Below are 22475 nucleotides of genomic sequence, written 5' to 3' on the forward strand. Positions count from 1 at the left end.
GGCGCGCTGGACGCCCGAAATCACCACGCTGTTGTGGGTGTGGTGAATACGGGCGTGCTGAGCGCCCGAAATCACCACAGAGGCAGACCCTGACTGCGAAAGGTGTCTCGCCTCCTTCGCCGGGCTCCCCGCCCTGGAGTACCACTCCGGCCTGGACACCCCCGATCCCGGGGCCGTCGCCTGGCGGCTCAGCTGGGGCGGCATGTGGCACGGCGGCTGTCCCTGTTCCACCCGTGAGGACGATCGTGAGCGGCGCCCCGAGATCGTCGGGCGCAGCTGCGGCATGGACTTCGACGGCTTCCTCGAACAGTGGGGTGACTCCGCCACCGCCCTGATCGTCACCGACGGCGACGACGACGCCCCCGACATCGGCGAGTGACGCCGCCGGCCACGGCGCCGCGGAGCACCTGAACGTTCGCGGTCGCGCACGGGGGCGGACCGCATCGTCACGGAGAGAGACCGCCCCGACGGAGGCGGGCCGGTCGCCTCTACCCGCGCGGGGCGGGGAGGAGCACGATGCGATCATGCGGACCAGAGAGCGAGCCGGGTTGTCATGACACATGCCGCAGAACCACACGACGGCGTGCCGGCCGGCCGTCTGAACTGGCTCCGGGCCGGGGTTCTGGGCGCCAACGACGGGATCGTCTCGACCGCGGGCCTGGTCGTCGGCGTAGCCGGGGCGACCCTTTCCCTCGCCGCGATCGCCACGGCCGGAGTCGCCGGTGTCGTCGCCGGTGCGGTGTCCATGGCCCTCGGCGAGTACGTCTCGGTCAGCAGCCAGCGCGACAGCGAACGGGCCCTGCTCGCCAGGGAACGCAGCGAACTCGCCGCGTTCCCCGAGGAGGAACTCGCCGAACTCGCCACCCTGTACGAGGCCAAGGGCCTGACTACGGCAACCGCCCGCCAGGTGGCGCTGGAGTTGACCGCGAGGGACGCCTTCGCCGCCCACGCGGACGTGGAGCTGCGCATCGACCCCGATGCCCTGACGAATCCCTGGCACGCGGCCGGCGCCTCGGCGGTCGCCTTCACCGCCGGTTCGCTGCTCCCGCTGATCGCGATCCTGCTGCCGCCGCCGGGCCTACGGTTGCCGGTCACCGTCGCCGTGGTCGTCGTCGCCCTGGCCGTGACCGGCGCGGTGAGCGCCGTGCTGGGCTCGGCCGGTGTCGCCCGTGCGGTCGCACGCCTGGTCGGCGGCGGTTCCCTGGCCATGGCGGTGACCTTCGGCATCGGGCAGTTGGTCGGTGCCGCCGTGGGTTGAGGGCGTCCCGCCCGGGCCGCCTGATCAGGAATCCCGGCGCGGGTGGGTACCTCTGTCAGGTGATGATGCGGGGCCCTTAACCGGTCTACCGTTACCGGTGAGGTCGGTGGCCATCCACCGCCGCACGCTGCCCCAGCCCTCGGTAGTGCGCTCGACGATCCGTCCGCACACCCGGGAGCAGCATGCGCCCGGACTGTGCTTCACGATGACTGCCGCTTCACTACCTTCACGGCACGGCGACGCCTCGTTGCGGCCGCGTCCAGGCCCCGGGCCTCGGCGCGCCATCCGGACGTGCGCTGGGCCGGCGGGCGGCAGCCGGAAGGGCTTCACGCGATGCCATCGCGCTCCGCACACACCGACGCGACATCCGATCCGGTATCCGCCGCCGGGCCCGCGGCCACCGTCGTGGCCGAGCTCGAGGTACACGGGCCGTGGTCGCGCCGTCTCGGCACCGAGATCACCCAGCGGCTTCGTGAACACCTCGCCACCCGGCCGGCCGCGCTCATCGTCGACCTTCACCACCTGGTCGACCCGGACGCCGCCAGTCTGCCGTTGTGGCTGGCGGCCCGCAGGACCACCAGCGTCCTGCGCCCGCCGATCCAGCTTGCACTGTGTCTGCCGGTCACGGCCCTGCTGGAACAGCGCCTGCAACGGCTCAGCCCGCGCCGTCTGCCGATCTTCGCCACGATGCCCGAGGCCCGCACGGCGCTCGTGGACCGGATGCTCAATCCATGAACTTCTGCCGCTGCCGCAGCGGGCCGGTGCGGATCGAGACCCTGCTCGCCGACCGGGACCCGGCAGAACGTTCCCGGCCACGACGACTGGGGGCCACCCCCGCCTGACCGGGCGCCCGCGTCGCCAATCCGGCTCTGTCAGATCTAGAGATGCGGCCCCGGAGCAGCCGATCCTACAGTGACCGCCATCACACCGCATCGGCCCGGACGAATGGCGCCCGGGCCGGCACGAGGGGAGCGGTACATGCCATCGAGACTGGCCACCCGTGTGGCCGCCACCGTCCTGTTATCCGCGGCCACCGCGGTCGCCGCGGGCACCGGCACGGCTCAGGCCGCCGCCGACGGCATCGCGTACGTCGACAGCGACGGCGTGCTGAACTACACCAGCGTTCCCGGCGGCGGCAGCCGCATCGATCTGACCCAGTCGGCACCGGAGTATGTATGGATCCGGGACTACGCCGGGGTCACCGCCGGTGAGGGCTGCGAGCAGTACAACAACAACCGGGCGATCGTCCGGTGCGCCGCCGGGTCGATCACCGCGCTCGTGCTGGACGCCGGCGACGGCAGGGACCGGGTCAGCAACAACACTCAGCTACCCAGCACGATCCGCGCCGGCGACGGCGACGACACCGTCTACGGCAACGGCTTGCCCGAGGTCATCGAGGGCGGCGCCGGCAACGACTGGCTCTACGGCGACGGCGGCGACAACGTGGTCGACGGCGGGCCCGGATCGGACCGGCTGTTCGGCGGGGCCGACAGCGACACGCTGCGCGGCGGTGACGACCGGGACCGGCTCTACGGCCGGGGCGGCGCCGATCACGTCTTCGGCGAGGGTGGTGACGACGACGTCTACGGCAACCTGGGCGCGGACGAGGCCTCCGGTGGCGCGGGCGACGACAGCGTGCACGGCGATGACGGTGACGACACGCTCCGTGGCGACGACGGTGACGACGCGGTCTACGGCGGCAACGGCAACGACCTGCTGTACGGCGGCGCCGGCAACGACGAGCTGCACGGCGAGAACGACAACGACGACATCTACGGCGAGGACGGCGACGACTACCTGAACGGCGGCGACAGCGGCCTCAACCGCTACTACAGCGGCCCCGGCAACGACGAGTGCGTCGTCGCCGCCGAGGACTCCTGCTGATCCGTCGCGGCCGGCCCGCATCCCCTCACCGGTCGTGAGGGGTGCGGGCCGGACGTCTCAGAAGCGGGCGACGATCCAGTCCGCGACCAGGTCGGCCGAGTCGATGACGGCCTGGTCGTGGCTGGCGCCGGGGATGGTCTCCAGTTCGGCGGACACCCCGTACGCCTGGATCTGGTCCTGCAGGATCTCGGACAGGAAGTACGGCACGGCCTCGTCGTCGGTCCCGTGGACGATGAGCACCGGTGCGCTCGGCGCGGTCTGCGCCGGGTTCTCGTAACTCGCCATCTTGGTGACGACCGCGGGCGGCACCTCGCCGCCGACGACCATCTGCTCCGCGGTGAGGTCCTCGAACGCGTCGAGGATCTCGTAGAGGCAGCCGGTCTGCAGGACGCCCAGTTTGGCCTTGGCCGGGGCGGCCAGCACGGTCAGCGGGTTGAAGGTGGCGTCGACCGCGGCCACGCCGTACATCGCCATCGGCAGGTAGCCCTGGACCGGGGTGCCGGCGATGTACGGGATGATCTCCTGGGTGTTGGAGACCGGTGCGATGGTGGCGGTGCCCTTGAGCACCAGGTTCCCGTCGTAGGACGGGGCGAGCTGGCTGGCGAAGATCGCGCCTTGGCCGCCCTGGGAGTGGCCGTCGACGGCGTAGTTGACGGTCAGCGCGGAGTCCAGGCTGCGGGCCGCCTTGACGCTGTCGATGATGGAGCGTCCCTCACTGGCCCCGACCAGGTACGGGTGGGCGCCCACACTGCCGAGCCCGGGGTAGTCGGGAGCGGCCACGGTGAAGCCGCGGGAGAGCAGTTCGGCGATGGCGATGCGCGCCTCGGGCCAGAAGACGCTCTGGTTCGCCGATGGTGCGCACTGGTCGGCGAGGCCGGTGGTGCCGTGCGCCCAGACGACGGTCTTGTTGTTCTTTCCGGTCTTCGGGGTGAGTACCAGACCGGTCGAGGTGGTGGTGCTGCCGTTGATGGTGGTGGTGACGTACTGGATGCGTTTGCCGTTGGCCAGCCCGGACAGTTCCGTGGGCAGGCTGGCGGTGCTCGATGTGAGCACGAATCCCGGTGCCAGCGCGACCGCCGGTCCGGTGGTCCCGACGACGGCCCCTACCGCCGCGATCAGCGTGGCGAGGAGCAGGCGTGAGATCCTTTTCATGGGAACCCCGTTCCATCGAAGATCCAACATGGTGATCGGTGCAGGCCACAGCGTAAGTCCGATCACGACACTGTGGATCAGTATCGAGGGGTAGGGATCTTTAACTTTTCAGGCATCGGCGCACGTCAACTGCCCGATAGGCGTTCCCGGTAGCAAAGATCGATTTAATCGGCTCTTCATTATCAGAATCAGACACCGGCGGGGGAAGTGCCCGGTTCGTGGCCGTCCACCTCACGAGGGCCGGATTCACGCGAACGAAGGCGCCCGGGGCAGGGCCTTGCGCGGCCGCCGGCAGGCGGGGCGGATGGTGACCAGATCCGGTCGCGGGGCGTGTCGCGGCCGGCGGAGTCCCGCCTTTTCCGAGGACTGCTCATGTAAGACTTCACAGGTTATTCGGCGGCGATGGCGCGCCACGGTTGCCGTGGGTCGGTCTCCACTGCGGCTTTTTTCACGCGTACACCATAGATATCCTGAAAAATGACGCCAAGGTACTCGTGGCCGGTCAAGTGGCACCAGGCCGGCAGGTCGAGGGGCGCGGCCGGATCCGTCGCACGCAGGTGAACCACCGCTTCGGGCTCCAGCGTGGCGATCAGCTTCCGCAGCTCGATCAACAGCAGCACACACCGCTTGTCACCGCCGTCCAGCAGGACCGGTGTCACTTCCCGGTCACCGCCCCGGCCAGCGCCAGCGTCGCCGCCAGCTGCGAATGCAACGGCGCCGGCAACTCCCCCGCACCGAACCAGCCCAACTCGTCGAACTTGTGCGGCTCCCCGATCCGCGCCGCCGCCGGATCCACCCGCACCGCGAACACGATCGCCACCCAGTGTGACGCCGGCTCGGCCCGCACCACGTTCCGCACACCCAACTGGACGATCTCCAGGGGCGCGGTCGCGTACTCCTCGGTGACCTCCCGGGTCACCGCCGCCTCGAACGACTCCCCGAACTCCAGCGCCCCCGCACCGCAGTCCCAGACGCCCGGCTCGTCCCTGGCCTGCTTCGACCGCCGCGCCAGCAGGATCCGCCCCGCACCGTCATGACACACGAACACGCAGGAAACCGAGGGAGTCACCGACTGATGATCTCAGCCCAGCAGCACGAAAATCAAAGCCAGCACCGCCGGAACGGTCTGCACGAACAGGATCCGCTTACTCGCGGTAGCCGCCCCGTAGAGCCCGGCAATCGCCACACACACCAGGAAGAAGATCTTCGCGGCGGTCCCGGTGTCCCCGCCCACGATCAGCCCCCCGAACAACCCGGCCGCGAGGAACCCGTTGTACAGCCCCTGGTTCGCGCCCAGCACCTTGGTCTGCTGCGCGAACTCCGGCGTCAGACCGAACGCCCGGTAACCGCGCGGCTTGGTCCACAGGAACATCTCCAGCACGAGGATGTAGACGTGGATCAGCGCAACCAGCGCCACCAGCACATTTCCCACCATGATCACCGCGTCACCCTACTCCCCCGGGTCCCTCCGGCCGTCTTTCCCCTTCTCCCCATGGGGTACGAGACGACGCGTCCCGGGTGAGGGCGACGGCGATCCGGGCGGTCCGTCCCGGCCGTCCGGCGCTGCCGGGCCCCGCTGCACCCGCACTCCCCACGCCGTCACCGTCCGGCGGGCGTACCGGGCACCGGCGGATCCGGGGGCACGCCGATCCGCCCGGCGACCACCCCGCGAGCACAGTGGACGGATCAGCGGAAGGACGCCGCACTGGGACACGGGGTCAGCCCGGCCAGCCTCGCGTCCGCCATCGACGGCCGGACCGCCAGGATGCACGCGTCGTCGTCGGGATTGGCGCGGCGCAGACGGCCCAGCAGATCGGTCAGCGGCTGCTCCGGCGCGGACCCCGCCGCGTCCATCATGGTGATCACCGAGTCGAGGCCGGCGTCCCAGCCCCACCGGCGGCTCTCCACCAGCCCGTCGGTGTACAGCAGCAGCACGTCGTCGCCACCGAACGGGGTGACCGCGCTCGTGTACGCCGCGTCGTCCAGCACCCCGAGCATCGGCCCCGGCGGGCGGTGCAGCGGCGCGGTCCGCCCGGACCGGCTCACCAGCGGCGGCGGGTGGCCGGCCTGCGCCCAGGTCAGCTCCCCCCGGATCGGGTCGAAGCGGGCGATCACCGCGGTCGCGGCGAGTTCCGGGTTGTCGCGTTCCAGGTCGCAGGTCAGCCGGTTGAGGTGCCCGAGCAGCGCGCCCGGATCGCTGGTGACCACGGCCAGCGCGCGCAGGGCGTGCCGCAGCTGGGCCATCGTGGTGGCCGCCTGGGTGCCGTGGCCGGCGACGTCGCCGACGGCCAGCAGCACCGAGTCGTCCGGCAGCGGGATCGCCTGGTACCAGTCGCCGCCCAGCGCGGTGTCGTCACCGGCCGGCAGGTAGCGGACGGCCGCACTGAGACCGGGCAGGTCGATCGCCTCGGTCGGCACCGGCAGGATGATGCGCTGGAGGCGGGCGGCCAGTTCGTGTTCGGCGGCCAGGTCACGTTCCACCTCGGCGAGACGTTCCGCTCCCGCCTGCTGTTCGGTGACGTCCTGGATGATCCCGTACAGCCGCAGGGTCCGGCCCTCGCCGTCGCGGACCGCCTCGCAGACGATGCGCAGATGCTTGACCCGGTCGCCGGAGCGGATCCGGGTGACGACGTCGGCGCGCCGGCCGCGGTGCAGGAACTCCAGCGCGGACAGCAGTTGGGGGCGGTCCTCGACCACGGTGAGGGCGTGCCCGTCGTCGAGGCTGAGCGGGCCGAGACCCGGGTCCCGGTCGTAGATCCGGTACATCTGCGGGGACCAGGAGATCTCGCCGCTGACCAGGTTCCACTCGCCCCAGCCGAGGTTGGCCAGGCGTTCCACCCGGGACCGGTCGGTGGCGTCGCGGCGGTCCCAGCTGAGCAACAGGCCGGGGCCGAGCGCGCGGGCCCGGACGGTGAACTCGGCATCGCCGAGGTGCAGCGGACCGATGTCGGCGGGTTCGCCGGTCTCCAGCACCCGCTGGTAGGTCTGCCAGCGGTCGGCGGTCAGCACGTCCGGGTAGTGCCGGCTGACCGGCAGGCCGAGCAGTTCGGCACCGCACCGGCCGTCCGGGCTGATCGCGTCGGGGCTGACGGCCGCCCACACCAGGTCGGTCAGGCCGGTGCCGTCGGGGCCGCGGACCGGGGTGAGATATCCGGCCATGCCGGGCAGCGCGTCGAGCACACCCTGCACGATGGACAGCCACGGGGTGGGGCCGGTGGCCGGGGCGGGCTCCGGGACGGCCGTGCCCGGTCCGGCGAGGGCGACGGCGACCAGGCGCTGCACGGTCTCCGGGCCGGGCCGGTCGTCGACGGCTCCGGCGCTGTCCAGCAGCCGGATCACCCGGCCGGCGACCTCACCCACGTCGCGGTGCTGGGCGGACGCCATCCGCATCAGGTGCCGGTGGGCGTCGGCGAGGCGGCACCGGGCCCGCCCGGCGAGCAGTCCGACGGCCCGGGCCACCACGATCCGGCCCGGTTCGCTGCCGGCCGTCGACCAGAGCTCGCTCGTTGCCTGCGCGTACACCTGACCTCCCACCGGCGACCTCCCCCGTCTCCCAGCTTCCTGCTTACGCCAGTACGACGGGGCGTCGCATCCCCCGATCATCCGGCCACGGCCGTGGCCTGCGGGGACGCCGCCGGTGGTCACCCGGTCGGGCGTCGCATGATCGCCAGCGGTGGCGGGCCGAACGGGGGATCCGGACCGTCGGCGGCCGGATGGTCACATCTCGAAGAGGTCGCGCATCGCCTCGGTGAGGCGGGCCATGCTGGCACCGGTGACCATGCCGATGCGTTCGGCACCGGTGGCGGCGGGCAGGCGGCGCATCCGGTTGACCACGACGACCCCGGTGATCGGGTCCTGCTCGGTGAGGGCGACCGCGAACGGGGGAAGCTCGGTGACACCACGCTGCCGGACGATGGGCGCGCAGAACGGCGCGGCGTTGCCCCGCTCGTTGTAGGTGTCCGCGGAGAGCACCAGGACCCGGTAACGCAGATCGGATCGGTCACCGATCGTCCAGATCTCGCCGCGTCTCATGTCAGCATGATCCGGTCATCGGATGGCGGATCGGCATGGCGAGAAGCGTACCGCCGCACGGATCTCCGCGACGTGCACCCCCGGCCCCGGCGTGCCGTGCGGAAACGCGTCGATATCAGGCGCTCCGGGCGGCCTTGTGCGCGTACATCCGCTCGTCGGCACGCCGGATCAGCTCGTCGGCACCGGCCCCGCCGGCCGAGAGGACCACACCGACGCTGGCGCTGACCGTCACCTGTTCACCGGACAACGTCACCGGCACGCCGAGGGCGTCGTGGACGTGGCCGGCCAGCCGGTCGGCGGCCTCCTCCTGGGCGCCCGGCTCCTCGCAGAGCAGCACGAACTCGTCACCGCCGTACCGCGCCAGGGTGTCCCCGGCCCGCAGCCCGGCCCGGATCCGGGCGGCCACCTCGGTCAGCAGCCGGTCGCCGGCCAGATGGCCGAGCCGGTCGTTGACCGCCTTGAACCCGTTGAGGTCGCAGAACAGCAGCACCACGCCGGGCCGGCCGGCCCGGCGCTCGGCGTCCAGGGCGGCGTCCAGCCGGGACCACAACTCGGCCCGGTTGGGCAGGCCGGTGAGCAGGTCGTGGGTGGCCTGGTGCCGCAGCCGCCGTTCGGCACGCTCCCGCTGCCGGCCCAGCCAGCCGATGCGCAGCATCACCAGCGGCACCACGAGCAGGCTCTGCAGGGCGAGCAGCACACCGTCACCCTGCAGGCCGGCGATCTCACGGATCCCGGCCACGCACGGCGCCAGCCCGAGGGCCCCGCCGAGGAACAGCAACCGGCCGGTGGAGAGGGTGTCCTGCGGGGCGTGCCCGGGCCGGGCCAGACTCGACGCCGACGGATCCAGGACCGCAAGACCCAGGAAGACATACGAGGGTACGTAGATCGCGTCGTACCAGGCGGCGGCCTGACTGGCCGTCGCCCCGGTCGCGGTGATCATCGCGATGTCGGCGGCGAGCAGGCCCGCGACCGCCGCGGCGAAGTACTTGAGCACCGGCGCCCGTCCGTCGGCCAGCCACAGCCGGGTCATCGCACCGAGCACCCCGAACAGCAGCAGCACCGTGGCGAGCAGGACGATCTGCTGGTCGACCGGCACCGCGAAGTCGCGCAGCCGGGGCAGCAGCACCGTGGTCCACAGCAGCCCGCCCGCGCCGAGCGAGACCAGCGTGACGTCGAGCACCCCGCCGATGTCGCTGCGGCCCCGGCGCAGCACCAGCAGTACCGCGGCGGCCAGCATGTGCGCGTTGCCCACGCTGACCAGCAGGTCGGCGAGCGGCACCGCCGCGTCCCCGCCGATCAGCACGGTCAGATTGTTGGCGAGCACCAGGCCCAGTGCCACGCCGAGAAGGACCCACGGCAGACGCTGCCCACGCGGCAGGCGTGGCAGGATTCCCAGTACGGGAAGAAGCGCGCAGAGTGTGACCAGCACGAACAGGACGCGGCGACCGGTGGCGGGGGTGACCAGCATGGCAGCGGTGAGCACGACGCCGGCCCCGACGACGGCCGGCACACCCCGGATACGGATCACGCCGCAAGCCATCGGCGGGCGGGCGTCACACCTGAGTGAGTTCAACACGTGGACGTGATCGAACCGTCGGGCCCCGCGTCCCGTAAGAATGACCGCGGGGCCCGTAACGGGCGGGTAACGAGGAAGGACGCATGACGATGTCGCAGAAGGCGCAGATCGGTGTCACCGGCCTGGCGGTGATGGGCCGCAACCTGGCTCGCAACTTCGCCCGGCACGGGCACACCGTGGCGTTGCACAACCGGTCCTACGGCCGCACCAAGGAGCTCGTCGAGGAGTTCGGCCACGAGGGCGCCTTCCTGCCGGCCGAGACCGCCGAGGATTTCGTGGCGAGCCTGGAACGCCCCCGCCGTGTGGTGATCATGGTGAAGGCCGGGCCGGCCACCGACGCGGTCATCGACGAGTTCGCCCCCCTCCTGGAGGAGGGCGACATGCTGATCGACGCCGGCAACGCGCATTTCGCGGACACCCGTCGCCGTGAGGCGGCCCTGAAGGCGAAGGGCCTGCACTTCGTGGGCGCCGGCGTCTCCGGCGGCGAGGAGGGCGCGCTGCACGGGCCGAGCATCATGCCGGGCGGCCCGAAGGAGAGCTACGACGCCCTGGGCCCGCTGCTCGAGGACATCGCGGCGAAGGTCGACGGCGAGCCGTGCTGCGTGCACGTCGGCCCGGACGGCGCCGGCCACTTCGTCAAGATGGTGCACAACGGCATCGAGTACGCCGACATGCAGCTCATCGCCGAGGCGTACGACCTGCTGCGCCGGGTCGGCGGGCACTCCCCGTCGGACATCGCCGAGATCTTCAAGGGCTGGAACGAGGGCCGTCTCGGCTCGTACCTGATCGAGATCACCGCCGAGGTCCTCAAGCAGACCGACGCCGCCACCGGCAAGCCGTTCGTGGACATCGTGGCCGACGCCGCCGAGCAGAAGGGCACCGGCCGCTGGACCGTGCAGGCCGCCCTCGACCTGGGTGTGCCCGTCTCCGGCATCGCCGAGTCGGTGTTCGCCCGCGCGCTGTCCGGCGGCGAGGACGAGCGCAAGGCCGCCGCCGAGGCGGGCCTGCCCGGCCCGTCCGCGAACCTCGGCCAGCACGCCGGTGACCTGGTCGCCGACGTCGAGCAGGCGCTGTTCGCGTCGAAGATCGTCGCGTACGCGCAGGGCTTCCAGCAGATCCAGGCGGCCAGCAAGGAGTACGGCTGGGAGATCGACCCCGGCGCGATGGCCAAGATCTGGCGGGACGGCTGCATCATCCGGGCCAAGTTCCTGGACTTCATCAAGCAGGCGTACGACAAGCAGCCCACCCTGCCGACACTGCTCGTGGACCAGTACTTCCTGGACGCCGTCAGCGGTGCCCAGGACGCCTGGCGCAAGGTCGTCGTCACGGCCGCCCAGCAGGGCATCCCGGCGCCGGGCTTCGCGTCCGCGCTGGCGTACTACGACGGTCTGCGGGCCGAGCGCCTGCCGGCCGCCCTGATCCAGGGCCAGCGGGACTTCTTCGGTGCGCACACCTACCACCGGGTGGACAAGCCGGGCTCGTTCCACACCCTGTGGGCGGCCGAGGGGCGCCCCGAGGTGGACGCCTGATCCCCGGCATGAGTAACGTCTGACTTCCGCGAGTCCCGACGTCCGCTACTCTCCCTTTCGCTAAAAGGCGCGGAACTTCGATACAGCGCGGAACGAACGCCCCGGCCGGGCCATCGGCCGGGGCGTTCGCCTTTTCCGGGCGGGGGCGGGCAGGTCTGGACCGAGCCGGGACGGGCGGGTCCGGGCAGGTCCGGGCAGGTCCGGGACGGGCGGGAACACGTCCGAGCAGCGGATCCGGCAGCGCGGCGATAATCGGTGGAGGGCGGGCGGGGGCGCTGCTAGCGTCGCTGTCGCATCGCCTGTGACATGTGGTCCGGGCGCCGACGAGAGAGGCCGGCCGTTGTATCACCGCTGAGACAGTTCACCGCGCACCGGCAGTCCCGCACGACCGGGGCGGGCGCGGCGTGCCGCCCAGGACGGACGGCCACGCCCCTCGCCACACCGTCGTGGGCGGACATTCCCGCGGAGCCGCGTCTCCGCACGCGAACGTCGCAGCAGAACGGCACCCCTCTGTGATCATCACCCTGAGCACCGCACTCAACCGCCGCGACCGGCGCCGGGCCGGCCGCCCGGAGTCGGCCGTCCCGATGTGGGCGGTCTCGCTGACGGCCCGGGGCCGCGGGCGACGCTGCCGTCAGCGCCGCCCCGTTCCCCGCCCGACCCGTCGCCGCCGCACCGGGCGTTCCCTCTACTGAGGCCGCCCACCGGGCACGCCACCCGCTGACTGTCCGGGCCACCCACCGGTCCGGGGTTGCCGAGCCGCTCTCCGATCCGGCTCGGCAGCCTCGGACCGCAGTCCGGCCCGGCCCGGCAACCTCGGACCGCAGTCCGATCCGGCCCGGCAACCCCGAACCGCAGTCCGATCCGGCCCGGCAACCCCGAACCGCAGTCCGATCCGGCCCGGAATACCCGAGTCGTTCTTTCAATCCGGCCCGGCAACCCCGGTCCGGATGATCCCGTCACCGACGCCACCCGCCCCCGTCACACGACGATCGTCCTCACCCGGTCCAGCCTCACCGCGACCGTCCCCATCCGGCCCGGCAAGGCCGGGACCGTCCCCATCCGGCCCGGCAAGGCCGCGACCGTCCCCATCCGGGCCGGCCTCACCGCTGCCGTCCTCATCAGGTTCGGCGGCACGGGGACGGGCGATCCCGGCGTTGAGACGACGGTAGGGCCGGCTGAGCATCGCCAGGGTCGTAGCGATCACCCCGATGATCCCGGTCAGCACGAACACCAGCGCCAGCCCGCGGGCCGGCCCGGTCCCGAACCACGATCCGATCAGGTCCGCGCCCGCCCCGCCCGTACTCATGAACGGGATGAACACGAACTGCGCGATCGGCGAGATCAGGAAGGCCGTCAGCGGTGACGCCGCCTGTTCGGCGCTCTGGGCCAGCCCGAACACCCGGCCCTGCCGCTCGTACGGCACCGCCTGTTGCAGGATCGTCTGTTCGGCCGCTTCCGCGTACGGCACCAGCACCATGTAGGCGTAGAAGCCGATCGCCAGCGGGATGATCGACGCCCACAGCGGGAACACCACGATCACGGTCCACAGGGCGATGTTGACCAGCAGGAGCAGGCGCACCGGCCGGCGGCTCAGCCCGGTCCGGGCCACCATCAGGCCGCCCACGATGAATCCGGTGCTCAGGACGCCCCAGAGCAGCCCCCACGTCTGCACCGACACCAGGGACAGCCCGTACGCGTCGGCGAGCGCCATGAACACACCGCCGAGGAAGTTGTTGAACGTGGTGAACAGGATCAGCGCGAACAGTCCCGGTACGCCCGCGATGATCCGCAGGGTGCCGCGCAGGTCCACGCCGCCGGTCGCGGAACCGCCGACGGGAGCGACACGTTCCGGGATGGGCACGAAGGCCAGGTGGGCCAGGGCGATGATCAGCACCACGATGGTCAGGAGCAGCACGGACCGCATCCCGTCGAACGCCACCAGCACCCCGCTGATCACCGAGGTGACCAGCATGCTGCCGCCCGAGACGGTGCCGACCAGCCCGTTGGCCCGGTCCCGTCCGCCCTCCTCGATGAGCAGGGTGACCAGGGTGGGCAGGGCGATGCCGCGGATGTTGCCGGCGATCACGCCGAACATCAGCAGCAGGACGAACAGCCACAGCCGGGCGCTCGCCGGGTCGGAGAAGTCCGGGGTGGCCAGGTAGACGGCGAAGGCGACCGCGTACAGGGTCAGCGAGGCGGCCGCGGAGATCTGCAGGGCGGTCTTCTTGCGGTGGCCGTCGACGAGGCTGCCGAACCAGATGCCGGTGAGCGCGGTGAGCACCAGGAAGATGCCGGAGATCATGCCGGTGGCGAACACCGACCGGGTCTCCAGATATACCCAGAAGGTGACGGCGAACCAGACGGTGTAGTTCATCACCGACACCAGCAGCGTGTTGGCCAGCAGCTGGTAGAAGGTCTTCAGGTGTCCGTGGATGGCGGGCATGCCACCGAAGGTAAGGCCTCACCCCGCCTTGAGGTCCACCGGAATTGCGGTCATCAGGGCGCCGCATTCGGCGGCGGGCAGGGGTTTCGCCATGAAATAGCCCTGACCGTACCGGTATCCCATTTCGCGGAGCCGGTCCATCTGGTCGCGGCTCTCGATGCCTTCGGCGACGGCTTTGAGTTTCAGGTGTTCGGCGAGCTGGGCGACGGCGGCGGCGACCGCGAGCCGGCCCCGGTCGGCGCCGGAGGCGATGCCGTCGACGAACGACTTGTCCAGTTTGAGGACGTCGACCGGGAAGGCGCGCAGCAGGCTCAGCGACGACTGGCCGGTGCCGAAGTCGTCGAGGGCCAGGCGTACGCCCATCCGGTGCAGGGCTTCCAGGGTTTCGGAGACCTGCCAGCCGTCGGCCACCGACGACTCGGTGACCTCGAGGATCAGGTTGACCGGCTGCAAATCGTGTTCGCTGAGGACCGCGGCCACCTCGTCGACGAACCCGGCCTGGCGCAGCTGGCGGACGGCCACGTTCACGTTGACCGCCTCGATGGCCGCGTCGCCGAGTTCGCCGCGCCACCGGTGCAGCTGGGAGCAGGCTTCGCGCAGCACCCAGGAGCCCAGTGGCACGATCAGGCCGGACTTCTCGGCGACCGGGATGAATTCGGCGGGCGACACGAATCCGCGGTGCGGGTGCTGCCAGCGGACCAGCGCCTCGGCGCCGCTGACGGCTCCGGTGACCAGGTCGTACACCGGCTGGTAGAGCAACCGCAGTTCGCCGCGCAGGATGCCGTCGCGCAGTTCGCCGGCGACCCGGGCGTGGCCGACCATGTCCTGGCGCATCCGCGGTTCGAAGAGGACCGCGGACGCCTTGCCGGCTTCCTTGGCCGCGTACATCGCGATGTCGGCGTTGCGCAGCACCTCGTCGGCGGTCTCGCCGGGCACCGCGATGGCGATGCCGGCGCTGGCGTGCAGCAGCAGTTGCTGGTCGCCGACGCGCAGCGGCTCGGCGAGGGTCTGCAGCAGCCGAGCGGTGGAGTGTTCGGCGGCGGCCGGTTCGTCCAGGGGCAGCAGGACCGCGAACTCGTCGCCGCCCAGCCGGGCCGGGAGTTCGCTGTCCGCGCAGCGGTCCCGCAGGCGTTCGGCGATCCGCCGCAGCAGCTGGTCGCCGGCGGCCGGCCCGAGCGTGTCGTTGATCATCTTGAAGTCGTCGACGTCGATCAGGACCGTGGCGGCGGGCAGTCCGTGGTCCAGTCGCTGGGCGAGCGCCATGCTGTAACCGGTGCGGTTGCGCAGGCCGGACAGCGGGTCGACGAGGGCGAGCCGTTCGAGTTCCTCCTGCTGGCGGCGGATGCCGCGCAGGGCCACCGTGTTCTCCCGCAGCGACAGCAGCTGGCGGGCGACCACGAACCCGGCGATCAGCACCGCGCCGATGATCACCGTACGCTGGCGGGCGGTCATCTCCTGCGCGCTGACGCTGATCACCATGGCCGCGGTGGCGACCACCGCCACGACCGGCAGCAGGTTGAACAGTGACCGCCCGGAGAGCGGCTCGTCGTCTCCGGCGGGCGCGGCCGGCACCCGGGACTGCACGTGGGCGGCGATCGCCAGGGCCACGCCGACCAGGGATATGGCCAGCACCGAGAAGGCCAGGCGGCTGGTGTCGTTGCCGGCGATCAGCAGGACCGTGCCGACGACCGCGGAGAGCGGCGCGATGGTGAGGACCCGCAGCGCGCCCGGCGAGATCAGGCTTGCCGGGCGGGCCGCCGATTTGCCGATCACCACGAGCAGCAGCACGCCGCCCACCCCGAGCACGCCGGCGGCCACCCGTTTGACCAGCGAGGAGCCCTCCGGGGCCAGGTCGAGCACCAGGTACCAGAAGATCAGCCCGCTGGCGACGGCGACGGTCGCGCCGTCGAGCAGTGCCCGCAGCCAGCCGGCCGCGGTCCGGCGCGCCACCGGCAGCCGCAGGAACGCGATCATCAGCAGGAGCAGGCCGAGCAGCAGCGGCAGCCCGACCCACGGCGACAGGCCGGTGTCGTTGTTGGCCTGGGCCAGCGAGACGACCGACGCGGCCAGCAGACTGAACCCGGACGCCAGCAGCATCCGCCAGAACGCCCGGGCCGGCCGCGGCAGACCGGGCCGGGCCGCGAGCCGGAACACCGCGACCACACCCGCCGTCATCGCCACCGGCGCGGCGAGATAGCCGTGCGTCACGTCGGCCGGGTCCCGGACGACCAGCCACACCACCGCCCCGGCGATGGCCGCGAGGGAGACCACCACGGCGGTGAGTCCGCCGGGGCCGGACCGGGGCGTGCTCATGGCATACCTGTCGGCGGGCGCATCCGGAACCTGAGTGACGCCCCGGTCAGCCCCCGAGGGCTGCCGAGACGACCCCGCGGGCCTCGTCCTGGATCCGGGCCAGGTGGTCCGGGCCCTGGAACGACTCGGCGTAGATCTTGTAGACGTCCTCGGTGCCGGACGGCCGGGCGGCGAACCAGCCGGAGGCGGTGACCACCTTGAGGCCGCCGATCGCCGCGCCGTTGCCCGGCGCGCTGGTCAGCACGCCGGTGATCGGCTCGCCGGCCAGTTCCTTCGCGGTGACCTGCTCGGGGGACAGCCTGCCGAGGATCGCCTTCTGCTCCCGGGTGGCCGGCGCGTCGATCCGGGCGTAGGCCGGCTCGCCGAACTGCCCGGTCAGCGACCGGTAGTGCTCACTGGGCGTCTTGCCGGTGGTGGCGATGATCTCCGCGGCGAGCAGGTCGAGCAGCAGCCCGTCCTTGTCGGTGCTCCACACGCTGCCGTCGCGGCGCAGGAACGACGCCCCGGCGCTCTCCTCGCCGCCGAAGCCGATCGACGCGTCGATCAGGCCGGGCACGAACCACTTGAAGCCGACCGGCACCTCGTCGAGGCGGCGGCCGAGCTGAGCGGCCACCCGGTCGATCATCGAGGAGGAGACCAGCGTCTTGCCGATCCCGGCGCCCGCCGGCCAGCCGGTACGGGTCCGGAACAGGTAGTCGATCGCCACCGCGAGGTAGTGGTTCGGGTTCATCAGCCCGCCGTCCGGGGTGACGATGCCGTGCCGGTCGGCGTCGGCGTCGTTGCCGGTGGCGATCTGGAACCGGTCCTTCTGCTCGATCAGGGACGCCATCGCGTACGGCGACGAGCAGTCCATCCGGATCTTGCCGTCCCAGTCCAGGGTCATGAAGCCGAACCGCGGGTCGACGGCCGGGTTGACCACGGTCAGGTGCAGGCCGTGCCGGTCGGCGATCTCCCCCCAGTACGCCACGCTCGCCCCGCCGAGCGGGTCGGCGCCGATGCGCACCCCCGCCTTGCGGATCGCGTCCACGTCGATCACCGAGGGCAGGTCGTCCACGTACGCGGCCAGGAAGTCGTAGCCGGAGACGGTGGCCGACTGCCGGGCCCGGGCCGCACTGATCCGCCGCACGTCCTTGAGGCCGCCGGCGATCAGCTCGTTGGCCCGGTCCTGGATCCACTTGGTGGCGTCGGTGTCGGCCGGCCCGCCGTTCGGCGGGTTGTACTTGAAGCCGCCGTCGTCCGGCGGATTGTGCGACGGGGTGACCACCACGCCGTCCGCCTTGACCGGGGACGTCCGGTTGTAGGTGAGGATCGCGTGCGACAGGGCGGGCGTCGGCGTGTAGCCGTCCCGGCTGTCGATCAGCGTGGTCACGTCGTTCGCCGCGAACACCTCGAGCGCGGTGATCATCGCGGGTTCACTGAGGGCGTGGGTGTCGCGGCCCAGGAACAGCGGGCCGGTGGTGCCCTGCTCCCGGCGGTACTCCACGATCGCCTGGCTGGTCGCGGCGATGTGATCCTCGTTGAAGGCGGACCGCAGGCTGGACCCACGGTGCCCGGAGGTGCCGAACGCGACCCGCTGCCCCGCCTGCGACGGGTCCGGGTGCTCCGTGTAGTAACGCGAGATGACCTGGGGAACATCGATCAGGTCGGCGGCCTCGGCCGGCCGGCCGGCGCGGGGATGGACTGACAAGGCGGCCTCCTGGAGAGCGTGGACCTGCCCCGAATCGTATCCAGCGCGCTTGAACCTTTCTCGGGTGGCATCCGAACTACCCGGTGTGACGAGGCCGCGCGTACTGCTGTTCCTGCTCATCCTGTTCGGCGCGCTGCTCGCCCCCGCCGCCCCGGCGTCCGCGCACGCCACCCCGGTCGGGTCGGACCCCGCACCGGGCAGCGTGATCAGCACCTCACCGTCGGTGGTGACCGTCACGTTCAGCGAGCCGGTGGCGCCGGTCGCCGGGCGGATCCAGGTGATCGCCCCGGACGGCGAGCGCATCAACGGCACCCCGACGATCGACGGCGCGGTGCTGACCATCCCGGTCCGCAAACCGGACCGGCCGCTCGGCACGTACCTGATCAGCTTCCGGGTGATCTCCGCCGACAGCCACCCGATCGGCGGCGCGATCACCTTCTCGGTCGGTGCGCCCTCGGCCCGTCCGGAGGCCGCCACCAGCACCGGACCCCACTGGTCGGTCGCGGCCGCGGTCCCCACCCTGCGTTTCACCGGGTACGCCGGAGTCACGCTGATCGCCGGCCCCGCCCTGTTCCTGGCCCTGCTGTGGCCGCCCCGGCGCTCCCGTCGCGGGGCGCTGCGGCTCGTGCGGGCCGGCGTGGCGCTGACCGCCGTCGCCACCGTCGGCGCCCTGCTGCTCCAGGCACCGCAGGGCAGCGGATCCGCGGCCTGGCAGGTCAGCATTCCGGAGATCGCCGAGGTGCTGAACAGCCAGTTCGGCTGGATCCTGATGGCCCGGCTGGCGGTCCTCGCCCTGATCGCCCTGCTCGTGCCGCCGCTGCTGCGCCCCGCGGCGGCCACCACCGCACCGGCCCGCCCGGTCACCCTGGTCTCCACCGACCCGCCCGCCGACGGGGCCGTGCTGACCCTCACCGCTCCCCCGGCCACCACACTCGCCGCCCGGCGCCCGGACCGGTCGCGGGCACGCGCCGTCCTCGTCCTCGCGCTCGGCGCCGCCGGGCTGACCACCTGGCCGCTCACCGGCCACGCCGTCGCCGCCCCGATGCCCTGGCTCACCGTCACCGTCGGTGCCGTGCACATGGCCGCCATGGCGGTGTGGATCGGCGGGCTGGTCACCCTGATCGGGTTCCTGCTGCGCGGCGTGCACCGGCGGGTCCTCGGCCGGATCCTGCCGGTCTGGTCACGTTGGGCGGCCATGTCGGTGCTCTGGCTGGCCATCGCCGGCGGCATCCAGTCGGCCGTCCAGCTCGGCTCGGTCGCGGCCCTCTGGAACACCGGCTACGGCCGGCTCCTGCTCGCCAAACTGGGCCTGCTCGCCGTGGTCCTCGGGTTCGCCGCCCTGGCCCGCAAGCTCGTGCTCACCGCGCGGCACGGGACCGGGCTGGCGCGTACCGTGGGCGTCGAGGTCGTCGCGACGGTCGTGATCCTGGCGCTCAGCGCCGTGCTGGTGCAGGTCGACCCGGGCCGCACCGCGGGCGTCAAGGACGGCGCGATCACCGGCAAGGGCGCTGCCGAGACGCTGGACAGCTCGATCTACGCGCTGCAGTTCGACCTCTACCCGGTCGAGCTCGGCGAGTACAACACGGTGCACGCCTTCCTGTACGCGCCGTCCGGCGCCCCGCTGCGGGCCGCCGAATGGGAGCTGACCGCCCGTCTGCTCGACGAGAACCTCGACCTGGAGGCGGTCGAACAGGAGATCGCCCCGTTGGACAGCCCGGCGCACCAGGCCCTCGGTTCGATCACGTTCCCGCTGCCCGGCACGTACGAGCTGGCCTTCACCATCCGGGTCGACGACCTGAACCGGGCCACCGTGAAGACCACCGTGACCGTCCCGCCGGGCAAGTGATGTGACAGCCAGTCACTTTTTGGGCAGAGAGGGGACTCAAGGAGGTCCCCCATGTTGAATGTTTCGATTGCTGATAACCCCGGATCACCCGCCGTGGTCCTGACCGTGCAGGGCAACCTCGACCTGGACACCGCGCCGCTGCTGGCCGACCGGATCGAGGAAGCCCTGGCCCGGCCCGAGCCACGGGTGGTCGTCGACCTCGCCGGCGTCGACTTCTGCGACTCGATCGGGCTCAGCACGTTCGTGATCGGCCACAACCGGGCCAAGTGGGCCGGCGGCTGGCTGCGGATCGCCGGGCCCGGCGAGTTCCTGGAACGCCTGCTCGACACGGTGGGCCTGACCCAGCGTCTCGGGATCTACCCCAGCGTGGCGGACGCCCTCGCCGATCGTCAGGACGGCCACGCGGGCTAATGTCGCCCGCGTGCTGATCCTGCTTCCCCCGTCCGAGGGCAAGACCCCGGCCGTGTCCGGCGACCCCGCCGACCCGGCCGGGCTCCGGCTGCCCGAACTCGCCGCCGCCCGCACCCGGGTGCTCCAGCGTCTGGTCGCCCTCTGCGGGCGCAGCAGCGAACGGTCGATCACCGACTCGCTGAGGGTGCTCGGGTTGAGCGAGGGGCAGCGCGGGGAGATCGCCCGCAACGCGGGACTGCTGACGGCACCGGCCGCCCCGGCGGCGGAGATCTACACCGGGGTGCTGTACGACGCGCTGGGTGCGGACACCCTGGCGCCGCCGGAACGGGAGTGGCTGGACCGGACCGCCCTCGTCTTCTCCGGCCTGTGGGGCGTGGTCGGGCTCGGTGACCGGATCCCGGCGTACCGGTGCGCGATCGGCGTGACGCTGCCCGCTCCGGTCGGCGGGCTCACCGCGTACTGGAAGAAGAATCTGACCGTGGCTCTGAAGAATGCCACCGAGGGGCGGACCGTGCTCGACCTGCGGTCCGGCGCCTACGCGGCGGTCTGGACGCCGGGGCCGGACGCCGCCGCCCTGCGGGTGCTGCACGAGCGGGTGGTCGACGGCGTGCCGAAACGGTCGGTGGTGAGCCACTTCAACAAGGCCACCAAGGGCCGTCTGGTGCGGGCCCTCGCTACCGAACGCGTCACCGCGACCGGCGTCGACGAGCTGGTCACCGCGCTGCGGGACCTGAAGTTCACGGTCGAGGAACGCCCCGGACCGGCCACCAGGCCCCGCCAGCTCGACGTGGTCGTCACCGACCTGTAGCTATTTGGCGTCCAGGATGTCGACGACGAACCGCAGGTCGCCGCGCTCCGGGCCGTAGGCGAGATCGGCCGGCACGTCCATCTGGATCCGGCTGCCCACCTTCTGCCCGGGAATGCCCTGGTCCCAGCCCTTGATCAGCGAGCCGACGCCGATCTGGCTGGTGAACGGCTCGCCCCGGCTCCACGACGAGTCCATCATCTCGCCGGACGTGTACGACACCAGCTTGTAGTTGAACGTCACGGTCTGCCCGCTCTGCACGACCGGGCCCGCCCCCGCGACGATCTCCGTGATGCCCAGCGCGGTGAGCGGCGCCCCGTCACCCTTGGTGACCTCGGGCTCCTTCTGGAGTTCGGGCGACAGGGTGGCGGCGGTGCTCTCCGGGGCTGCGGTCGCGCCCTTGTCATCACCGGACCGCACCATGACGAAGACGACGACCGCCACCACGAGGATCAGGACCGCGGCGGCGAGACCCGCCAGCGCCGGACCCCGGCGCGTGTTCGTCGAGGCGTTCTTGTCGGGCATCGCGGTCCCCTTGGGCTCGGAACGGACGGAAAGCAACAGCCCGGACACCGTACTAGTCATCGCCACCGATGTGGCGGGGAACATCCCTCTCTTCACCACCGGACCGGCAGGATGAGATCGTTTACGGCCCTTCCCCGTCCGATCCTGGAGGCGTCCGTGCCTGATCGCCCGCCCACCGGCCGCGCCGCCCGCCGCCGTACCCGGCACGAGGTGCAGGCAGTGCCGATGGACGGCGGACGGCGCCCCTGGCGTGATCACGCCGCGACCGGCGCGGTGATCCTGGTGGGCATCATCGCCGTGGTCTCCTTCGGTCTCGTGGTCCTCGACACCAGCCGGCCGAACCCGCCACCGCCGGCCGGGCCGCCGGTCGACGGACTCGCCGCCACCCCCGGCCCGCAGATCCCGATCCCGCTCGGCAGCGCCTCGGTGGCACCGTCGTTCGTCTCCATCGACTCGGTCTCCATCGAGCGGTCCGTGGTGCCGGAGGCCGTCGACCTGACCGAGGAGGGCGTCGCCGACTGGGTGCACTGGGGCGAGCAGGGCCGGTACGCGATGGACCGCAACGCCGCCGGCGGCTTCGCCATCCTGGAGGGCACCCCCGGCACCGCCCGGGAACGGCACACCCTGAGCCCGGAGAGGTTCAGCTGGACCGGCGGGAAGCCGCTGGCCGCGGCGACCGGGGTGACCAGCGGCGCCCGGGTCTGCGGCGCCGGTCAGGGCTTCACGCTGTCCGCCCCGGCCGGCAGCGGCATCAGCATCCTGCGGCTGTACGTCGGGCTGGCCGCCGCCGAGGGCGAACTGCGCCTGAAACTGTCCACCGGGGGTGAGACGGTGACCGATTCCTGGGAGCATCGGGGCACGGGGCTGAAGACCGCGGCCTACACGGTTCACTACAGCGCGACCCGCCCTGGCAAGATCTCCGTCGAATGGATCACCCGGCAGTCCTTCGACGAGGATTGCGGTGGTGTCGCCCTGCAGGCTGCGACTCTGAGCTGACCTGCGGGAGAAGCA

Annotated in this window: 20 protein-coding genes; 9 read left to right on the forward strand and 11 right to left on the reverse strand. The window is 71.8% G+C overall.

Annotation, left to right across the window (positions count from 1 at the left end; genetic code table 11):
- The first annotated feature begins 553 nt into the window (after window positions 1–553).
- The 3 genes from WH85_RS39295 to WH85_RS47815 all read left to right on the forward strand — a co-directional run bounded on the left by WH85_RS39295 (window position 554) and on the right by WH85_RS47815 (window position 3142).
- On the forward strand, window positions 554–1258 hold the full coding sequence (locus tag WH85_RS39295; RefSeq protein ID WP_045747239.1) for a VIT1/CCC1 transporter family protein: 705 nt from the start codon (window positions 554–556) through the stop codon (window positions 1256–1258).
- Between the two features lie 333 nt (window positions 1259–1591).
- Window positions 1592–1993 (forward strand): hypothetical protein, encoded by a 402-nt coding sequence (locus tag WH85_RS39300; RefSeq protein WP_157411495.1) that lies wholly within the window; start codon window positions 1592–1594, stop codon window positions 1991–1993.
- A 243-nt stretch (window positions 1994–2236) separates the two neighbouring features.
- Window positions 2237–3142, forward strand: a complete 906-nt coding sequence (locus WH85_RS47815; RefSeq protein ID WP_169792550.1) for a calcium-binding protein — start codon at window positions 2237–2239, stop codon at window positions 3140–3142.
- A gap of 57 nt (window positions 3143–3199) precedes the next feature.
- On the opposite strand, the gene WH85_RS39310 is transcribed toward WH85_RS47815, so the two are convergent.
- The 7 genes from WH85_RS39310 to WH85_RS39340 all read right to left on the reverse strand — a co-directional run bounded on the left by WH85_RS39310 (window position 3200) and on the right by WH85_RS39340 (window position 9854).
- Window positions 3200–4294 carry an alpha/beta fold hydrolase gene (locus WH85_RS39310; RefSeq protein ID WP_045747240.1) on the reverse strand — a complete coding sequence of 365 codons (1095 nt, stop codon included), beginning with the start codon at window positions 4292–4294 and terminating at the stop codon, window positions 3200–3202.
- Window positions 4295–4683: 389 nt separating this feature from the next.
- The gene (locus WH85_RS39315) at window positions 4684–4953 is read right to left on the reverse strand and encodes a sulfurtransferase TusA family protein (RefSeq protein WP_045747241.1); all 270 of its coding nucleotides are present in this window, start codon (window positions 4951–4953) and stop codon (window positions 4684–4686) included.
- Window positions 4950–5363, reverse strand: coding sequence for an NUDIX domain-containing protein (locus tag WH85_RS39320; RefSeq protein WP_045747242.1), 414 nt, complete (start codon window positions 5361–5363; stop codon window positions 4950–4952). The genes WH85_RS39315 and WH85_RS39320 overlap by 4 nt, the downstream gene beginning before the upstream one ends.
- A 12-nt stretch (window positions 5364–5375) precedes the next feature.
- A complete protein-coding gene (locus WH85_RS39325) occupies window positions 5376–5729 on the reverse strand; it encodes a DUF1304 domain-containing protein (protein WP_083449603.1) in 354 nt (117 codons plus the stop codon).
- A 251-nt stretch (window positions 5730–5980) separates the two neighbouring features.
- Window positions 5981–7828 (reverse strand): SpoIIE family protein phosphatase, encoded by a 1848-nt coding sequence (locus WH85_RS39330; protein WP_045747243.1) that lies wholly within the window; start codon window positions 7826–7828, stop codon window positions 5981–5983.
- A 183-nt stretch (window positions 7829–8011) separates the two neighbouring features.
- Window positions 8012–8326 carry a type II toxin-antitoxin system PemK/MazF family toxin gene (locus tag WH85_RS39335; RefSeq protein WP_045747244.1) on the reverse strand — a complete coding sequence of 105 codons (315 nt, stop codon included), beginning with the start codon at window positions 8324–8326 and terminating at the stop codon, window positions 8012–8014.
- A gap of 115 nt (window positions 8327–8441) precedes the next feature.
- Entirely contained in the window at window positions 8442–9854 is a 1413-nt protein-coding gene (locus tag WH85_RS39340; RefSeq protein WP_169792551.1) for a GGDEF domain-containing protein, read from the reverse strand.
- Window positions 9855–9991: 137 nt separating this feature from the next.
- Here WH85_RS39340 and gndA point away from each other — a divergent pair, with 137 nt between their 5' ends.
- Both gndA and WH85_RS51125 read left to right on the forward strand, forming a co-directional pair.
- A complete protein-coding gene (gene gndA / locus WH85_RS39345; protein ID WP_045747256.1) occupies window positions 9992–11431 on the forward strand; it encodes an NADP-dependent phosphogluconate dehydrogenase in 1440 nt (479 codons plus the stop codon).
- Window positions 11432–11943: 512 nt separating this feature from the next.
- The gene (locus WH85_RS51125) at window positions 11944–12126 is read left to right on the forward strand and encodes a hypothetical protein (protein ID WP_157411498.1); all 183 of its coding nucleotides are present in this window, start codon (window positions 11944–11946) and stop codon (window positions 12124–12126) included.
- 227 nt (window positions 12127–12353) lie between these two features.
- Here the strand turns inward: WH85_RS51125 and WH85_RS39350 are convergent, their stop codons facing one another.
- Genes WH85_RS39350 through pgm form a run of 3 tightly spaced genes read right to left on the reverse strand, consistent with a single transcriptional unit; the run spans window position 12354 to window position 17877 of the window.
- Window positions 12354–13877 (reverse strand): MFS transporter, encoded by a 1524-nt coding sequence (locus WH85_RS39350; protein ID WP_083449605.1) that lies wholly within the window; start codon window positions 13875–13877, stop codon window positions 12354–12356.
- 18 nt (window positions 13878–13895) lie between these two features.
- A complete protein-coding gene (locus tag WH85_RS39355; protein ID WP_045747246.1) occupies window positions 13896–16190 on the reverse strand; it encodes a putative bifunctional diguanylate cyclase/phosphodiesterase in 2295 nt (764 codons plus the stop codon).
- A 46-nt stretch (window positions 16191–16236) separates the two neighbouring features.
- Window positions 16237–17877 carry a phosphoglucomutase (alpha-D-glucose-1,6-bisphosphate-dependent) gene (pgm, locus tag WH85_RS39360; RefSeq protein ID WP_045747247.1) on the reverse strand — a complete coding sequence of 547 codons (1641 nt, stop codon included), beginning with the start codon at window positions 17875–17877 and terminating at the stop codon, window positions 16237–16239.
- A 64-nt stretch (window positions 17878–17941) separates the two neighbouring features.
- Between pgm and WH85_RS39365 the strand changes: the two genes are divergently transcribed.
- The 3 genes from WH85_RS39365 to yaaA are packed head-to-tail and all read left to right on the forward strand — an operon-like array spanning window position 17942 to window position 20942.
- Window positions 17942–19723, forward strand: coding sequence for a copper resistance CopC/CopD family protein (locus WH85_RS39365; protein ID WP_245674289.1), 1782 nt, complete (start codon window positions 17942–17944; stop codon window positions 19721–19723).
- A gap of 51 nt (window positions 19724–19774) precedes the next feature.
- Window positions 19775–20134, forward strand: coding sequence for an STAS domain-containing protein (locus WH85_RS39370; RefSeq protein WP_083449606.1), 360 nt, complete (start codon window positions 19775–19777; stop codon window positions 20132–20134).
- A 10-nt stretch (window positions 20135–20144) separates the two neighbouring features.
- Window positions 20145–20942 carry a peroxide stress protein YaaA gene (gene yaaA / locus WH85_RS39375; RefSeq protein ID WP_045747249.1) on the forward strand — a complete coding sequence of 266 codons (798 nt, stop codon included), beginning with the start codon at window positions 20145–20147 and terminating at the stop codon, window positions 20940–20942.
- Here the strand turns inward: yaaA and WH85_RS39380 are convergent, their stop codons facing one another.
- Window positions 20943–21464, reverse strand: coding sequence for an FKBP-type peptidyl-prolyl cis-trans isomerase (locus WH85_RS39380; RefSeq protein ID WP_052721137.1), 522 nt, complete (start codon window positions 21462–21464; stop codon window positions 20943–20945).
- A 156-nt stretch (window positions 21465–21620) separates the two neighbouring features.
- Between WH85_RS39380 and WH85_RS39385 the strand changes: the two genes are divergently transcribed.
- Window positions 21621–22460 carry a hypothetical protein gene (locus tag WH85_RS39385; protein ID WP_157411499.1) on the forward strand — a complete coding sequence of 280 codons (840 nt, stop codon included), beginning with the start codon at window positions 21621–21623 and terminating at the stop codon, window positions 22458–22460.
- Window positions 22461–22475: the final 15 nt, after the last annotated feature.

It is taken from the genome of Actinoplanes rectilineatus (assembly GCF_000962825.1).
GTDB classification, from domain to species: domain Bacteria; phylum Actinomycetota; class Actinomycetes; order Mycobacteriales; family Micromonosporaceae; genus Actinoplanes; species Actinoplanes rectilineatus.

Excerpts from the sequence above, each read along its gene's own strand:
- WH85_RS39335 (WP_045747244.1), bottom strand. The coding sequence starts at position 8,326 with ATGAGACGCGGCGAGATCTGGACGATCGGTGACCGATCCGATCTGCGT.
- WH85_RS39370 (WP_083449606.1), top strand. The coding sequence starts at position 19,775 with ATGTTGAATGTTTCGATTGCTGATAACCCCGGATCACCCGCCGTGGTC.
- WH85_RS39350 (WP_083449605.1), bottom strand. The coding sequence starts at position 13,877 with ATGCCCGCCATCCACGGACACCTGAAGACCTTCTACCAGCTGCTGGCC.
- WH85_RS39325 (WP_083449603.1), bottom strand. The coding sequence starts at position 5,729 with ATGGTGGGAAATGTGCTGGTGGCGCTGGTTGCGCTGATCCACGTCTAC.
- WH85_RS39380 (WP_052721137.1), bottom strand. The coding sequence starts at position 21,464 with ATGCCCGACAAGAACGCCTCGACGAACACGCGCCGGGGTCCGGCGCTG.
- WH85_RS39355 (WP_045747246.1), bottom strand. The coding sequence starts at position 16,190 with ATGAGCACGCCCCGGTCCGGCCCCGGCGGACTCACCGCCGTGGTGGTC.
- WH85_RS47815 (WP_169792550.1), top strand. The coding sequence starts at position 2,237 with ATGCCATCGAGACTGGCCACCCGTGTGGCCGCCACCGTCCTGTTATCC.
- WH85_RS39295 (WP_045747239.1), top strand. The coding sequence starts at position 554 with ATGACACATGCCGCAGAACCACACGACGGCGTGCCGGCCGGCCGTCTG.
- WH85_RS39310 (WP_045747240.1), bottom strand. The coding sequence starts at position 4,294 with ATGAAAAGGATCTCACGCCTGCTCCTCGCCACGCTGATCGCGGCGGTA.
- WH85_RS39300 (WP_157411495.1), top strand. The coding sequence starts at position 1,592 with ATGCCATCGCGCTCCGCACACACCGACGCGACATCCGATCCGGTATCC.
- gndA (WP_045747256.1), top strand. The coding sequence starts at position 9,992 with ATGTCGCAGAAGGCGCAGATCGGTGTCACCGGCCTGGCGGTGATGGGC.